This is a genomic window from Bittarella sp. HCP28S3_D9, from assembly GCF_052065655.1.
Classification (GTDB): domain Bacteria; phylum Bacillota; class Clostridia; order Oscillospirales; family Ruminococcaceae; genus Bittarella; species Bittarella massiliensis.
In genome coordinates this window covers 99,108-112,696 of the sequence record NZ_JBQHTP010000002.1, presented here as the reverse complement: position 1 = coordinate 112,696, position 13,589 = coordinate 99,108, and the positions used below count along the sequence as shown (strand labels likewise).

The window sequence follows — 13,589 nt, the reverse complement described above, 5'->3', positions numbered from 1 at the left end:
CGGGCCGTTGTTTTCCGCCGAGAGAACCGCTATACTTAATTTTGGATTCCATTTTGCGAGAAAAAAGAGGAGGAAGAAACGATATGAACAAGATCCCCGTGCTGCTGGACTGCGACACCGGCTTTGACGACGCCTTTGCCATCGCCATGGCCATCGCCAGCGACCGCCTGGAGGTCAAGGGCGTCACCACTGTGGCGGGCAACTACACCCTGCCCGACGTGCTGCTCAACACCAGGCGCACCCTGTCCATCACCGACCCCTCGGTCCCCTACGCCGTGGGTGCGGCCCAGCCCCTGCTGCGGCCCCTCTACACCCACGGCCACCCCACCCACATGATGGATGAGCTGGGCGACCCCGACATCGCCCCCGACCCCCGCGGCGCGGTGGAGTTTATGGCCGACATCCTGCGGGAGAGCGACGAGCCCATCACCCTGATCCCCCTGGGGCCCCTGACCAACATCGCTGTGCTGCTGGCGGCCCACCCCGAGCTCAAGGAAAAAATCAAAGAGATGGTCATCATGGGCGGCTCGGTGTACAGCGGCAACACCACCCCCTCGGCGGAGTTCAACATCTATGTCGACCCGGAGGCCGCCCACATGGTCTTCAAGTCGGGGGTGCCCATCGTCATGTGCGGGCTGGAAGTCTGCGAGGACGCCCGGGTGAACCCCGACCACGCCCACCGGCTCATCGAGCTGGGGAACCCCACCGCCGTGGCCTACGGCAACGAGCTGCTGCGGGGCTTCACCGTGGGCGAGAGCATCATCTTCGACGCGGTGCCGGTGGCCTACATCCTCCACCCGGAAATCGTGAAGACCGAGCGCTACTATGTGGAGGTGGACATCACCGGCGGCCTCTCCGCCGGCTGCACCGTCACCGACACCCGCGCCTTCCACCACGACGACGCCCCCGCCCCCAACACCACCGTGGCCATGTCCATGGACCGGGAGAAGTTCGGCGAGCTGTTGGTGGAGCTGTTCTCCTCCTTTGGCAAATAGCCCATGCGCAAGAAAAGAGGGAGCCCTTTCGGGCCCCCTCTTTTTTGATTTACATCTTGTACTTTCGGTTGCGCTTGATCCGGCGCTTCTTTTTCTCCCGGCGGATGGCCAGCACCACATAGACCACATAGGCGGCCACCGCGAGCCCCAGCAGGACGAGGATCACCTTGGCGGCGGTGGTGGCCAGCAGGCCGTTGATGGAGTCCACCACCCACAGCAGGGTGGAGCGCTTGACCGACTCGGCGGCCACCAGGGTGGTCTCGCCGATGGGCTCGCCCCCCAGCTTGAGGGTGACGGTGCCCAGCTTCTGCCCCTTCTCCACCGGGGCGGCCACCTTTTCGCTGTCCAGGGTCACCACCAGCTGCACCGACGACTCGTCGGCGCTGGTGGGCATCAGCAGGCTCACGTCCGACCCGGCCTGGAGCAGCAGGTTGTCGGTCTGGAAGGAGTGGGCCACCTTGACCTGGTGGACGGCCTCCCCCTCCTTGAGGGGGGTCTTGAGGGTGAAGTTCTTGTCGGCCCAGGAGAAGAGCTTGTTGGCCAGCAAAAACGCCTTGTTCTGAGTTCCCTCCATGGGGGCGCCCATGATCACCAGCAAAAAGTCCTTGCCATTGTTTTGGTAGCGGGTCACCACGCAGCGGCCGGCGTTGTCGGTGGTGCCGGTCTTGATCCCCTTGATGTAGGGGGAGTAGACGCCCTCCCCCCCGCGGATGCGGTCCTGCATCAGCACGGTGGTCACCAGGGTGCGGGGGCCCTGCTTGTTGGTCTGGGGGATGGTGTAGCGGGTGGACTCGCACACCTCGGAAAAGTTGGGCAGGGAGAGGGCGTACTGGGCGATTTTGGCCATGTCGCGGGGGGTGGAGTAGTGGTTGTCCGCGTCCAGGCCGTGGGGGTTGACAAAGTGGGTGTTGGTGCAGCCCAGCTCGGTGGCCTTTTGATTCATCATCTGGCAGAACTTGTCGATGCTGCCGCCCCCGAAGTGGTCGGCCACTACGCTGGCCCCCTCGTTGGCCGACTGCAGCATCATGGCGTAGACCAGCTGCTGGATGGTCAGCTGCTCCCCCCGCAAGATGTTGGCGGTGGAGACATTGAGCCCCACAAACTCGTCGTAGATGTAGTCGGGGGCGGTGGCTGTCTCCTCCTCCCAGTTCTCGGTGTTTTCCAGGGCGAGGATGGTGGTCATGATTTTGGTGAGGGAGGCCGGCGCCATCTTGGTGTCGGCGTTTTGCTCAAAGAGCACCTGCCCGGTGTCCAGGGACAGGAGGAGGATCCCCTCCTGGGCGCTGTCCATCTCGAAGTCCGGCTCGTAGACGGCGGCCTGCGCCGGGAAGGTGGGGAGAAATAGGGTAAAGGCGACTGCGAAAGCGGTGAGAACCCGCGCAAATTTTTGTTTCATCTAGACATCTGCCCTCTAAGTATTGTATTATAAAACCAGCGCCGGCTCCGCCGCCCTCTGCGGCGGGGCCGGTCTGCCGGCGTCTTATCTAATGTAGTATACCAAACAGACCGGCAAAAAACAATGAAATCAATCTTAATTCTGCCGCGGCGCGGAAAAACCGGCCGCTGCTCACGGCGGGGGGAGAAGGGTTAGGCATGCTCTATCTGACGGGGGACACCCACGGCGACTACCGGCGCTTTGAGCGCAAGGAGATCCGCCATCTCAAACAGGGCGACGTGCTGGTGGTCTGCGGCGACTTCGGCTTTGTGTGGGAGGGCGGCAAAAAAGAGGAGAAGCTCCTGCAAAAAATCGGCAAGCGCAAGCACCACACCCTCTTTGTCCCCGGCGCCAACGAAAATTATGACCTGCTGCGCCAGTACCCCGAGGTGGAGTACGCCGGCGGCCGGGCGCGGCAGATATCGGGCAACCTCTACCAGCTGCTCACCGGCGAGACCTACCGCCTGGGGGAGAAGACCCTGCTGGCCTTTGGCGGGGGCGAGGCGCTGGACTGCGACATTGTCGACCGCACCCTCTACGAGGACCAGCTCCCCAAGAAGGAGGAGCTGGACGCCGTCCTGGCCAGGTTGGAGGGGCAGCGGGTGGACTGCGTGGTCTCCTACGAGCCGCCCTACTCCATCGCCGCCTTCCTCGATTTGGAGGCCAAGCCCGACGGCTACTACGGCCTCTACCTGGACCAGGTGCAAAAGCAGCTCCAGCTGGGACAGTGGTTTTTCGGAAAGTACCACCTGGACAAGCGGGTGACCCCGCGGTTCATGGCCGTCTACGAGAAGGCGGTCCCCCTGCGCTAGCGCGCGCCCCAATATTCAAGTGAAAAACGCCCTCTGCCGGGGATTTTGCCGGCAGAGGGCGTTTTTTGGCGGCAAAAGCCGCCCTGCAAGCGAGGGGAGAGAGCTACTTCAGCTCAAAGGACTTGCAGTCGGTGCACTGGTCCATGGTGGGGTTGAGCTCATGGGTCCCGACGGTGATGCAGTCCAGGGCGCAGTAGTCCTCGTTGGCGCAGTGGTTTTTGCACTGCTGAACGGTGCATTTGATGCAGTGGTTGGCATGGCAGTTCATAGTGATTCCCTCCGTCTTGTTTTTTGTTGAAGTGAAGACGCTTCCCCTCTAGTATGCGCCGCTGTCGCACAACTATCCCGGACAGACGGCTGCCAGGAGAGGAAAAATTTTTTGTTGCCGCGCGGGCAGAGTGCCCCTCGGGCGGCGGGGCGGCAGGGGCGCACCCGGTTGGGGGCAAAAGAGGGGAACCCCCGATCGCCCCCGCAGATGGCGGCCATATCGCGCGCCCGAGCACTCGCACGCGTCCCCAAAGCCGAGCAGGGTGCGGTAGTGGCGCGCGCTCTCCATAGACGGGAAGGCGGCAATGGAGTGCTCGTCGCCGTCGGGCCCTATGTCTTCGCAACTGCAAAAGTCGAGCGCCCACTCCACCGCCGACCGGTGGAGGCGGACCTCCATCCTCGCCTGCACCCTCTCCAGCGCTTCCGAAAAATCCAAAATCGGCGGGGGGCAGTCCCATGGCGCGAACCGCTCCCCTTCCACCTGCAAGTCGGCGGCGCGGGGCAGCCGGAACAGGCGGAGATCCCCCCGCTTGCGGCAGTAGGCTAGGTGCCGGCGGCTACTTTTGAGCGCAAGCTGGTACGATTCGGCAGTCCGTGGCGGGTCCAGGCAGTCAAACGGGAGGAGCCGGTCGCCCTGCAGGGCCGCTTTAATAGGGGCGGGTGTTTTGGTTGCCCGGCCAGGGGATCGAATCGATGGAGAGTTGGTCTGTCCGCAGCGCGATCTCCCCGGTCCAGTCGGCGGGGACAAAGCGCTTGCCCTTTGTGGGGGCGTTTGCCAGCTCATTGCCATTCCCATTGCTGTTGCCCCGCACCATCTGGGAGAGGCCGGTGCGCCCCATCGGAATTGCTGAGAGGTCGGCAGCCGAAAAGGCCGTTTTGTCGACCTTGAAGTCCAGCGTGCCCTCAAAGCCACTGCCCGCCCCCGGTGTGGAGCGGATGGGGATGCCCGCTGGTCCTGCTGCTTTCCCATCTCCCGCTTGGTGGAAGCGAATTTAGGCGCGCTTTAGAAAAAGGGGGAAGAGACCGCAAAGCCGCGCGACGGCACGACTTTATGGCCTCTTGTTTGCGACAAAACCGAAGGGAAGAAATGCAGGGGCTCTATTTTGCCCTCCCCTTTGGCGGCCGCTCCGGCTTGCCCAACAGCCGCCGCAGGGTCTGCCAGTCGGCCTTTTTGGCACAGCCCGAGAGGCGGCAGAGGGGGAGAAAGAGGGCCAGCGACGATCCGATGGCCGCAGGCAGCTGGCCGGGGGAGGCGCCCCCCGCCAGCAGGGGGCCCAGCAGCAGCCGGGCCCCGGCACACCCCAGCAGGGCCGCCGCCAGGGGGCGGACCACCCACAGCCCCCAGCGGGGCACCACCTCGGTGCGCCGGCAGAGCAGCCAGAGCCCCAGCCCGGTGTTGAGGGCCGAGGGCAGGTAGAGGGTGACGATGTACCCCCGGATGCCGAAGCGGGGGAGGAGGAGCACCAGCAGCGCGGCGGTGAGGGCCATGTCGGCGATATTGTGCCAGAGCAGCCGGTTTTGCTCCCCCATCCCCTTGAGGACGCAGTCCACCGCGTGGTCGAGAAAGAGGACGGGCACCAGCGGGGCCAGGGCCTGCAAGAAGGCGGAGACCCCCTCCCCGGTGGGGAAGATGGCCGCCAGCGAGTCGGAAAAGACCAGAAAGATCCCGGTGACAAAGCAGGAGAAGAGGAGGGTCAGCCGCACCACCGCCACGATCAGCTCCTCCAGCTTGCGGGTGTTTTGCAGGGTGTGCAGCTTGACCACCACCGGGATCAGCAGCATGGAGAAGGAGGCCAGCAGTGCCCCCGGGTAGGAGAGGAGGGGGAGCACCATCCCCCCCAGCACCCCGTACTGGGAGAGGGCCAGCTCGGCGCTGGTCCCGCTCTGTTGCAGCCCCTGGGGCACCAGGGTATTTTCCAGGGTGTTGAAGCCGCTCTGCAGGTAGGAGCAGAGGGCCACCGGGATGCAGATGCGCAGAAAGGCCAGCCCCAGGGAGCCGCCGTCCCAGGCGGGTCCCCGGTCGGGGGGCAGGTCGCGGCGGCCCCGCCAGTAGAGGGCCCCCAGGTAGAGACAGCCCCCCACTTCCCCGCAGGTGGAGGCAAAACAGGCCGTCGCCACCGCCTCAGCCGCTCCGGCGGGGGGGTGCAGCGAAAAGAGGAGGGCGGTGAGCCCCATCTTGCACAGCCGTTTGACCACGTTGGCCAGAGTGCCCTGCACGATTTTGGAGCCGGCGAAAAAGTATCCCTGCAGACAGGCGGAGAGCGCCAAAAAGGGCAGTCCCAGGGCCAGCAGGCGAAAGGGGTACACCGTCTGATCGTTTCCCAAAAGCGCCCCCAGCCGGGGGGCCAGGGCCCACCCGCCCAGCCCGGTGAGGCAGCCCAGAGAGAGGGCGTAGAGGCCGGCCCGCCGCAGCACCCGGGGCAGGGTGGAGAACTGCCGGCGGGCGATGGCGGCCGCGCAGAGCTGGGTCACCCCCAGCTGGGCGCCGGACATGGCCAGGGTGGCCGCAAACCCGAAGAGGGAGAAGACCAGCTGGTAGAGCCCCATCCCCTGGGAGCCGATGATCCCCGACAGGTAGATCTTAAAGCCGATGCTCATGGTCTTGAGCACCAGCCCCAGGGCGGTGAGGGCGGCGGCGCTGTAGAGCGGCCGGGCCCAATTCTTCCTCTCTGCCGTCGCCACCCGACCGCCCCCTTTTCGACTGATCCTCTTACAAGGGATATGCGGCGCGGGGGGAGAAGATGTCCCCCTTTGGGCGGGGCGAAAGGGGTTTGAGAAAAGGGGGAAAGCGTGCTATGATAGAAAAAAGGCCGGGCTTTCGGCCGCACCCCGCAGGCAAAAGGGACAGCGGGGCAGAGAGGCAAAGAGAGAGGGGCGGGCCGCCGGCCCGGCCAGGGGGGATCGCATGTTTGAAGAGCTGAGGACCTTCGTCGACGTGGCGGAGAGCAAGAATTTTACCAAGACCGGGAAGAAGCTCAACTTCTCCCAGCCCACCATCAGCCAGCAGGTGAAAAAGGTGGAGATGTTCTTCGGCAACGTGACGCTGCTGACGCGCTCGGCCAACTCCAAACAGGTGGAGCTGACGGCCGAGGGCGAGGTGGTCTACCGCAGGGCCAAGGAGATCTTGGCCCTGCTGGGCCAGACCTTTGAGGAGGTGGAGGCCTGCCGCCGCCAGGGGGAGGAGCGGCTGCGCATCGGCGCCAGCGAGACCATCGGCAACTTCCTGCTGCCCCGGCTGCTGGAGCAGTACGCCCAGCGCTGGCCCCAGGTGGTGGTGGAGGTGCAGATCGCCAACACCCGCCAGACCTGCGACGCCCTGGCGGAGGGGCGGGTGGACATCGGCCTCATCGAGGGGCGCAACATCCACCACAACTTCCGCCGGATCGACTTTTTCACCGACCGGATGATCCTGGTGGCCGCCCCCCAGGTGGCCCAGCGGGTCCCCGGCTTCTCGGCCAGCCTGCTGGGAAAGCTGCCCTGGGTCACCCGGGAGAAGGGCTCGGGCACCGAACAGTACCTGCGCGCCTTCACCGAGTCCAACAACATCCTCGTCGAGCACACCGCCGTCTGCAATTCCAACTACGCCATCAAGGAGATGGTCAAGCAGGGGCTGGGGGTGACCGTCCTCTCCCAGCTGGTGGTGGAGGGGGAGTTGGCCTCCGGCGAGCTGGTGGAGCTGCCCGCCCACAAGTCCTACAGCCGCAGCTTTTCCTACATCCTCCCCGAAGGGCGGGCCTGTTCCCCTGCGGCGCAGGACCTGATTTCGATTTTGGAGGCGCTGGGGGAGAGATAGCCCCGGCCTGCCCGGCCCATTTTCCCTATCTCAAACTGTCCCAGGGGCTGGGGGGATCGAAACCGGAGCCCCACCTGCACCTCAAGGGGAGTCGGTCATACCCCGCGCAGGCAGGTAGGGTAAAATCCCTATGTCGCCCCCAACGCCGGCAAGCGGCCAAACGCCACACTCCGCGCGGGTGCAGGGAGTGAAATTGGAGCGGGCCGAGCGGCGGGAAAGTCGCTGCCCCGCCGTCCTGCGCGCGGGTACACAAATCGAGATCTGCGGCAGGGGACATGACGTCGACCGCCGTCGCCGAACCGCTCGCAGATGGGGGAATGAAAGGGTTGGCGCTTTTCCGGCCGCTCCCCACTGCGGCGCTGTCCCCCACGCAGGCGGGGCGAGTGAAAACGGCGCCCGGCTAGAAATGCTCCGGCGCGAAGGGCGCTGATCCCGCCCCCTGACAGTTTGCCCGTTTGCGCCGGTTTTTCCCATCCTTGCCCTCGCCTTTGCCCTCACTTCTGCTTTTTTGCAGAGAGGCCCCCCGATGTAGCGGTTCTCCTACATCGGGGGGCCTTTTTTTGCCGCGCATTTTTAATTTCACTTTTTGGGTAGCGTGGGGAGGCAGCTACGGCTGTCTATCCCCGTTTGTGGCGGCCCCTCCTCCCTGCCGCTGCAGCAGGGAGAGCCCCTTGACCAAGGGGGTGTAGAGCAGCAGGGTGGTGAGGAAGTTGCCCGCGCAGTGGGCGATGTCGAAGGGGATGCCCGAGACCCAGTTGGCCAGGGCCGCCCCCGGGCCAAAGGCCAGGTAGGGCAGGGCGCAGAGGGCCCCAAAGCAGAGGCCGTACCCCCCTGCCGCCACCGCCCGCACCACCCCGGAGGAGGTGCGCCGCAGCGCCAGGGAGAGGAGCACCCAGATGGGCCAGACGTAGAGGTACATCACCCACCAGAGGCCAAAGCCGTAGAGGATTCCCTCCAACAGGTCAAAGACCAGCACCGCCCCCAGCGCCTGCCGCAGGGGAAAGACCGCCGTGTAGCAGAGGAGCAGCAGGGTCACCAGTTCGATGTTGGGGAGGAAGGAGAGGCTGATCTGCGCCAGCAGTAGGATGGCCGCCAGCAGGGCGGTCACCACCAACGGCCGGGGGGAGAGGCGGGGGGCCGGGCGCATCAGTAGCCGGTGGTGAGGGTCAGCTCAAACCGGTCGCCGTCGGCGATGGGGGTGGTGTCCACCCCGGTGCTCACCGGCTCGCCGCCCTTGGTCAGGCACCACCACTGCTGCTTGGCGCTGTCGGCGGGAACGCCGCCCGCCTCGGTGATGTAGAGGCCGTAGGGGCCGTCCTCTCCCTTCACCAGCCCGGCGTCCAGCAGAGCCTGGCCCAGGTACTCGGCGTCGGTGCGCAGGGTGTGCTCGTCGCCCTTCTCCCCGGCGGCCACCGTCACCACCACCGCTTTGGCCCCGGCCTGGGTGCCCGGGCGCAGGGCCAGGTAGACCCCTGCCAGGGCCCCCACGGCCACCAGCAGCGCCAGCACCGACAGGAGGATCTTGGTGTTTTTCTTCATCGGTCGTCACATCCCTTGTCTCGTTCAAAAAGGGCTGGCAGAGCAGCCCTTTTGCTTGCCTATCAGTATACCACGGCGCCGGGGAAAAGCAAAGGGGGCCCCTTTTTTATGCCCGCCGCCCCTGCCCTTCTGCCGCCCCCGATCGAAAAGGCAGGGGGAGGGAGCTGTCCGGCGGGCGGCGCGTCCCCGTCCACCGCTCTCTCTAAAAGGGCCCGGTGCGAAGAGGCGGGGCGACGCCGCGGTCAGCCTTTGCCTGCTCGGCGCACCACCAAGATTTCAAGGCGGCTGCAGTACAGCTCGGGGGTCTGGACTGCCAGGTCGTCCAGCAGATACTGCCCATAGGCGTCCCCAGCCACCGTTAACCCCCGCTCCCGCACAAAGTCCAACAGCTGCTGGCAGAGGTGCGGCGCGTCGTCCCCTTTGCCCATCGCGTAAGCCACGGCGTAAAGGCCGGCCGGCTTCCAGGCGTTTCCGCCTTGCCCGGCCATAAAATAGTAGCGGTAAGGCGGTTTTTTGGCGGCGGGGGGAAAGCCCTCTCGGGGGATCAACGCGCCCAGTGGATAGCCCGGGTTGATCCCGTGGCCGATGGCGTACTCATAAGCGAGGATTTCCGCCTCATCGGTGTCCGCGACGGCGGGAGTTGGCGGACAGAGGAAGATGCGCTCCCGCTTTCGCTCCTCCACCAAAAACTGGCTTTCGCGGTGACAGAGGGCCTCCCGCGCCATGTTGGCGTAGCGCTCCATGATTTCGCTGGCCTCCCGCAGCCTGGCAATCTCCGCCTGAATGCGCGCCTCCTGGTCGGCAAACAGGGCCAGCATCTTGTCCGGCGTCCGGTCGGCGGAGTACCGCCGGATCTCCTCCAGCCCCACCCCCAACAGCCGCAAGCTGCTGATCAGGTAGGCGGAGCCGAGTTGGTGACGGGTGTAGTAGCGGTAGCCGTTGTCCCCCCGCAGCGCCGGCTTTAAGAGGCCGATCCGGTCGTAAAAGCGCAGGTTGTCCCGCGCAATTCCCGTCAGCCGGGAAAATTCTAGGATGGAGAGCTGTTTTTTCTGGCCCATAGGCACCTCACAAAAAATTCACAGTACAGCGGTTGACATTGGAGCGACTTTAAGGTTTATGATACCCCTTGCCGGGAAAAAATACAAGGCCGGCGAAGGGAGGCTCTCCATGGGCAATGTAAAACAGTTTCTCCTGCGGCACAGGGGCAAGGCGGCCCTGGCCCTTGTGTTGCTGCTGGGGCAGGTGGTGGGCACGCTGCTCATCCCCGCCCTGGTGGCCGGCATTGTGGACCGGGGCATTTTGCAGGGCGACATGGGCGCCGTCTACCGCATCGGGGCGCAGATGCTGGGTGTCACCGCTCTGTCCACAGGCATTGCGGCGGCGGGCAGTTGGGTCACCAGCGACCTCTCCGCCCTCTTTGGGCTAGAGATGCGCTCGCTCCTTCTGCAAAAGAGCCAGCAGCTCTCGGTGCAGCAGTTTGACGCGGTGGGCGTCTCCTCCATGATCACCCGCACCACCTCGGACATCATCAACCTGCAAAGGACCATGGGCATGGTGCTTCAGATGGTGGTTCCAGCGCCCATCCTGGTGGTGGTCTCCGTCGTCATGACCGCTGCAATCAGCCCCGTGATGGCGGCGATCCAACTGGGCTTTATGGCGGTGTTGCTGGTGCTGACCGCCGCGATCCTCAAAAAGTCCAACGCCCTCTCCCGCAGCATTCAAACCAAGCTCGACCGCATCAACCGGGTGGTGCGGGAGATGGTCACCGGGGTGCGGGTCATCCGCGCCTTTGGCAACGAGCAGTACGAGGAGGAGCGGTCGGGCGCCGCCTATGGGGACTACGCCGGCCACATGATCCGCCTCAACCGGCTGTTCGCCGTCGTCAACCCGGTGGTGTGGCTGCTGATGGGGGGACTGATGGCGGTCGTCCTGGGGGTGGGCGGGGCCCTCTCCCTGGGCGGCGGCATGGCGGTGGGGCAGATCACCGCCGTGGCCGAGTACTCCACCCTCACCATGGCCTACCTCATCATGGCGGCCTCGGTCCTCACCGCCCTGCCCAAGGCGCGGTCCTGCCTGGATCGCCTCCGGGCACTGCTGGACACCGAGCCCGCCGTCTGCGACCGGAACATTCTCCCCACAGCGGTCCTGCCCGCGTCCGCCGCGGTGGAATTTGAACAGGTGACATTTTTCTATGAGGGGGCCGAGGAGCCGGTCATCCGCGACCTGTCCTTTTCCCTAAAACCCGGCCAGACCACCGCCGTCATCGGCAGCACCGGCTCGGGGAAGAGCACCCTGGCCGACCTATTGCTCCGCCTCCACGACGTCCAGTCGGGGCGCATCCTGCTGGGGGGCGTCGACCTGCGCGACCTCCCCCAGTCGGACCTGCGGGAGCGGATCGGCTGTGTGCCCCAAAAGGCGTTTTTGTTTGGCGGGACCATCGCGGAGAACCTGCGCATGGGCCGGGCCAGCGCCAGCGACGAGCTGCTCTGGGAGGCCCTGCGGATCGCCCAGGCCGAGGCGTTTGTCAAACAGCTGCCGCTGCGCCTAGAGGCCCCCGTGGCCCAGGGCGGCACCAACTTTTCCGGCGGGCAGCGCCAGCGCCTGGCCATTGCCCGGGCGCTGGTCAAGCGGGCCGACATCCTCCTCTTCGACGACAGCTTTTCGGCTTTGGACGGGCGGACGGACGCCGCCCTGCGCAGGGCCCTGCGCCAGAGCGTGACGGCGCCCGCCAAGCTCATCATCGCCCAGCGGGTGAGCACCGTCCTGGACGCCGACCAGATTTTGGTGCTGGACCAGGGGCGGCTGGTGGGCAGGGGGACGCACTGGGAGCTGCTGGAACGCTGCCCCACCTACCGCGAAATCGCCGAGAGCCAGATGCAGAGAGAGGAGGGATGGCCTAATGGCACAAAATGAGAAAAAGCGGAGGATGTCCAGCGAGGACATCCCCCAAAACACCAGGGCGACTGCCAAGCGGCTTTTGGGCCGGTTGGGCCGCCAGAAGGGGAAACTGGTCGCCATTGTCCTGGCTACGCTGTTTGGCTCCGCCGCCTTTACCGCCCTGCCCCTGGCTGTGGGCAGGGGGATCGACGGCCTGGTGGCGGCCATCCGGACCTACGACGGCTCTGCCGGAATAGGGGAGACGGCGGCGCGGGTCCTCTGGCTGCCGGTGCTCCTCATCGCCGCCTCGGCCATATTCAGCGGCCTGCTGTCCTACCTGCAACAGTACCTGGTCGCCAGCGTGGGGGAGGAGCTGACCCTCTCCTTGCGCAGGGACATCAGCGCCAAGCTGCACCGGTTGCCGCTGCGCTACTTTGACACCCACAAGACCGGCGAGGTGATGAGCCGGGTGACCAACGACCTGGAAAAGGTGTCCGCCGCCATGCAGGAGGGCCTACCCCAGTTTGTCTCCTCAGTTTTCACCATCCTGTTTGCGGCCGCCGTCATGCTGTCTTTGAGCCCCGGCCTCTTTCTCGTGGTCTTGCTCTCCCTGGCTGTCAGCATGGTGGCCACCGGGTACGTCTCCACTCTGGCCCAGCGGGCCTATGGGGAGAACTTGGCGTCGGTGGGCGCGCTGACCGGGAAGGTCGAGGAGGTCTATGCGGGCAACCGGGTGGTCAAACTGTTCAACCAGCAAGAGCGCGTGCTGGCCGAGGCGGAAGCGCTGAACCGGCGGCAGTACCGCGCCCAGCGGGCCGCCCAATTCGCCGACTTCGCCATCTACCCCACCATCCGCGCCCTGGGTCAGCTGGGCTTTATCGCCACTGCCATCCTGGGCGGCGGCATGGCCCTGAAGGGGGCCATCACCCTGGGCACCGCGCAGGCCTTCTTGCAGTATGTCAACCAGATCTCCGAGCCGGTCACCGAGACCGCCTACGTGCTCACCTCCCTCCAGGCGGCCATTGCGGGGGCGGAGCGGGTCTTCGCCCTGCTGGACGAGGAGGAGGAGCGGCCGGACGGGGACGGCAGCGCGGAGGGCATTGCCCGGGGGCAGGTGGTCTTTCAGGGCGTTCGGTTCGGCTACACCCCCGACAAACCCCTCATCAAGGGCCTTGACCTGGAGGTGCGCCCCAACGAGATGGTGGCCATTGTCGGCCCCACAGGGGGCGGCAAGACCACCCTGGTCAACCTCCTGATGCGCTTTTACGAGCTGGACGGGGGCGCCATCACCATCGACGGGCAGAACATCGCCGACCTGCCCCGGCGCGAGATGCGCCGGCGCGTGGGGATGGTGCTCCAGGACGCCTGGCTCTTTGAGGGCACCGTCGCCGAGAACATCGCCTACGGCAAGAGGGACGCCACCCGGGAGGAGATCGTGGCCGCGGCCCGCGCCGCCTGCTGCGACCACTTTATCCGCACCCTGCCCCAGGGGTATGACACCCTGCTCTCCGGCGAGGTCGCCAAGGTCTCCCAGGGGCAGATGCAGCTGTTGACCATCGCCCGGGCCATGCTCACCGACCCGGCCATTTTGGTGCTGGACGAGGCCACCTCCAGCGTGGACACCCGCACCGAGGTGGAGATCCAAAGGGCCATGGCCCGGCTGATGGAGGGCAAGACCAGCTTTGTCATCGCCCACCGGCTGTCCACCATCCGCAATGCCGACTTGATTTTGGTGGTGCGCGACGGCGACATCGTGGAGCGGGGCAGCCATGCGGAGCTGTTGAAGCGGGACGGCTTTTACGCCTCCCTCTATCGCAGCCAATTCGAGGTGGCGTGACGGGCGCAGAGAGGGCTCCCCCTCCGTAAGGAAG

Annotated in this window: 13 protein-coding genes; 5 read left to right on the top strand and 8 right to left on the bottom strand. The window is 65.6% G+C overall.

All coding sequences use genetic code 11. The features are described from left to right. The first annotated feature begins 83 nt into the window (after positions 1-83). Positions 84-995, top strand: a complete 912-nt coding sequence (locus ACTNAU_RS01930; protein ID WP_185916304.1) for a nucleoside hydrolase — start codon at positions 84-86, stop codon at positions 993-995. 49 nt (positions 996-1,044) lie between these two features. On the opposite strand, the gene ACTNAU_RS01925 is transcribed toward ACTNAU_RS01930, so the two are convergent. Next, positions 1,045-2,391, bottom strand: a complete 1,347-nt coding sequence (locus ACTNAU_RS01925) for a D-alanyl-D-alanine carboxypeptidase family protein (protein ID WP_185916303.1) — start codon at positions 2,389-2,391, stop codon at positions 1,045-1,047. A gap of 197 nt (positions 2,392-2,588) precedes the next feature. Here ACTNAU_RS01925 and ACTNAU_RS01920 point away from each other — a divergent pair, with 197 nt between their 5' ends. After that, on the top strand, positions 2,589-3,242 hold the full coding sequence (locus ACTNAU_RS01920) for a metallophosphoesterase family protein (protein ID WP_185916302.1): 654 nt from the start codon (positions 2,589-2,591) through the stop codon (positions 3,240-3,242). A 103-nt stretch (positions 3,243-3,345) separates the two neighbouring features. Here ACTNAU_RS01920 and ACTNAU_RS01915 read toward each other — a convergent pair whose 3' ends face one another. From ACTNAU_RS01915 to ACTNAU_RS01900, 4 genes are all read right to left on the bottom strand, one after another. After that, entirely contained in the window at positions 3,346-3,510 is a 165-nt protein-coding gene (locus tag ACTNAU_RS01915) for a DUF1540 domain-containing protein (RefSeq protein WP_021660408.1), read from the bottom strand. Positions 3,511-3,582: 72 nt separating this feature from the next. Beyond that, complete coding sequence (locus ACTNAU_RS01910; RefSeq protein WP_441097481.1) at positions 3,583-4,116, bottom strand: WYL domain-containing protein; 534 nt, start codon at positions 4,114-4,116, stop codon at positions 3,583-3,585. Between the two features lie 40 nt (positions 4,117-4,156). Continuing rightward, positions 4,157-4,348 carry a hypothetical protein gene (locus tag ACTNAU_RS01905; RefSeq protein ID WP_441097483.1) on the bottom strand — a complete coding sequence of 64 codons (192 nt, stop codon included), beginning with the start codon at positions 4,346-4,348 and terminating at the stop codon, positions 4,157-4,159. 259 nt (positions 4,349-4,607) lie between these two features. Continuing rightward, positions 4,608-6,191 (bottom strand): MATE family efflux transporter, encoded by a 1,584-nt coding sequence (locus ACTNAU_RS01900; RefSeq protein ID WP_441097379.1) that lies wholly within the window; start codon positions 6,189-6,191, stop codon positions 4,608-4,610. 223 nt (positions 6,192-6,414) lie between these two features. On the opposite strand from ACTNAU_RS01900, the gene ACTNAU_RS01895 reads away from it, so the two are divergent. Next, entirely contained in the window at positions 6,415-7,302 is an 888-nt protein-coding gene (locus ACTNAU_RS01895; protein WP_185916299.1) for a LysR family transcriptional regulator, read from the top strand. Between the two features lie 607 nt (positions 7,303-7,909). On the opposite strand, the gene ACTNAU_RS01890 is transcribed toward ACTNAU_RS01895, so the two are convergent. From ACTNAU_RS01890 to ACTNAU_RS01880, 3 genes are all read right to left on the bottom strand, one after another. Then, positions 7,910-8,449: a hypothetical protein gene (locus tag ACTNAU_RS01890; protein WP_441097377.1), complete on the bottom strand. Its 540-nt coding sequence runs from the start codon at positions 8,447-8,449 to the stop codon at positions 7,910-7,912. After that, the gene (locus ACTNAU_RS01885; RefSeq protein WP_441097376.1) at positions 8,449-8,841 is read right to left on the bottom strand and encodes a DUF4430 domain-containing protein; all 393 of its coding nucleotides are present in this window, start codon (positions 8,839-8,841) and stop codon (positions 8,449-8,451) included. Before ACTNAU_RS01885 ends, ACTNAU_RS01890 begins: the two co-directional genes overlap by 1 nt. A gap of 242 nt (positions 8,842-9,083) precedes the next feature. Then, entirely contained in the window at positions 9,084-9,899 is an 816-nt protein-coding gene (locus tag ACTNAU_RS01880; protein WP_441097375.1) for a MerR family transcriptional regulator, read from the bottom strand. Positions 9,900-10,008: 109 nt separating this feature from the next. Between ACTNAU_RS01880 and ACTNAU_RS01875 the strand changes: the two genes are divergently transcribed. Further along, the gene (locus ACTNAU_RS01875; protein WP_441097374.1) at positions 10,009-11,754 is read left to right on the top strand and encodes an ABC transporter ATP-binding protein; all 1,746 of its coding nucleotides are present in this window, start codon (positions 10,009-10,011) and stop codon (positions 11,752-11,754) included. After that, a complete protein-coding gene (locus tag ACTNAU_RS01870) occupies positions 11,741-13,555 on the top strand; it encodes an ABC transporter ATP-binding protein (protein WP_441097373.1) in 1,815 nt (604 codons plus the stop codon). The genes ACTNAU_RS01875 and ACTNAU_RS01870 overlap by 14 nt, the downstream gene beginning before the upstream one ends. Positions 13,556-13,589: the final 34 nt, after the last annotated feature.

What these genes read in the sequence shown, in the direction of transcription:
- ACTNAU_RS01880 (WP_441097375.1), bottom strand. Translation starts at nt 9,899, where the DNA reads ATGGGCCAGAAAAAACAGCTCTCCATCCTAGAATTTTCCCGGCTGACG.
- ACTNAU_RS01920 (WP_185916302.1), top strand. Translation starts at nt 2,589, where the DNA reads ATGCTCTATCTGACGGGGGACACCCACGGCGACTACCGGCGCTTTGAG.
- ACTNAU_RS01895 (WP_185916299.1), top strand. Translation starts at nt 6,415, where the DNA reads ATGTTTGAAGAGCTGAGGACCTTCGTCGACGTGGCGGAGAGCAAGAAT.
- ACTNAU_RS01890 (WP_441097377.1), bottom strand. Translation starts at nt 8,449, where the DNA reads ATGCGCCCGGCCCCCCGCCTCTCCCCCCGGCCGTTGGTGGTGACCGCC.
- ACTNAU_RS01870 (WP_441097373.1), top strand. Translation starts at nt 11,741, where the DNA reads ATGGCACAAAATGAGAAAAAGCGGAGGATGTCCAGCGAGGACATCCCC.
- ACTNAU_RS01885 (WP_441097376.1), bottom strand. Translation starts at nt 8,841, where the DNA reads ATGAAGAAAAACACCAAGATCCTCCTGTCGGTGCTGGCGCTGCTGGTG.
- ACTNAU_RS01930 (WP_185916304.1), top strand. Translation starts at nt 84, where the DNA reads ATGAACAAGATCCCCGTGCTGCTGGACTGCGACACCGGCTTTGACGAC.
- ACTNAU_RS01925 (WP_185916303.1), bottom strand. Translation starts at nt 2,391, where the DNA reads ATGAAACAAAAATTTGCGCGGGTTCTCACCGCTTTCGCAGTCGCCTTT.
- ACTNAU_RS01915 (WP_021660408.1), bottom strand. Translation starts at nt 3,510, where the DNA reads ATGAACTGCCATGCCAACCACTGCATCAAATGCACCGTTCAGCAGTGC.
- ACTNAU_RS01905 (WP_441097483.1), bottom strand. Translation starts at nt 4,348, where the DNA reads ATGGGGCGCACCGGCCTCTCCCAGATGGTGCGGGGCAACAGCAATGGG.
- ACTNAU_RS01875 (WP_441097374.1), top strand. Translation starts at nt 10,009, where the DNA reads ATGGGCAATGTAAAACAGTTTCTCCTGCGGCACAGGGGCAAGGCGGCC.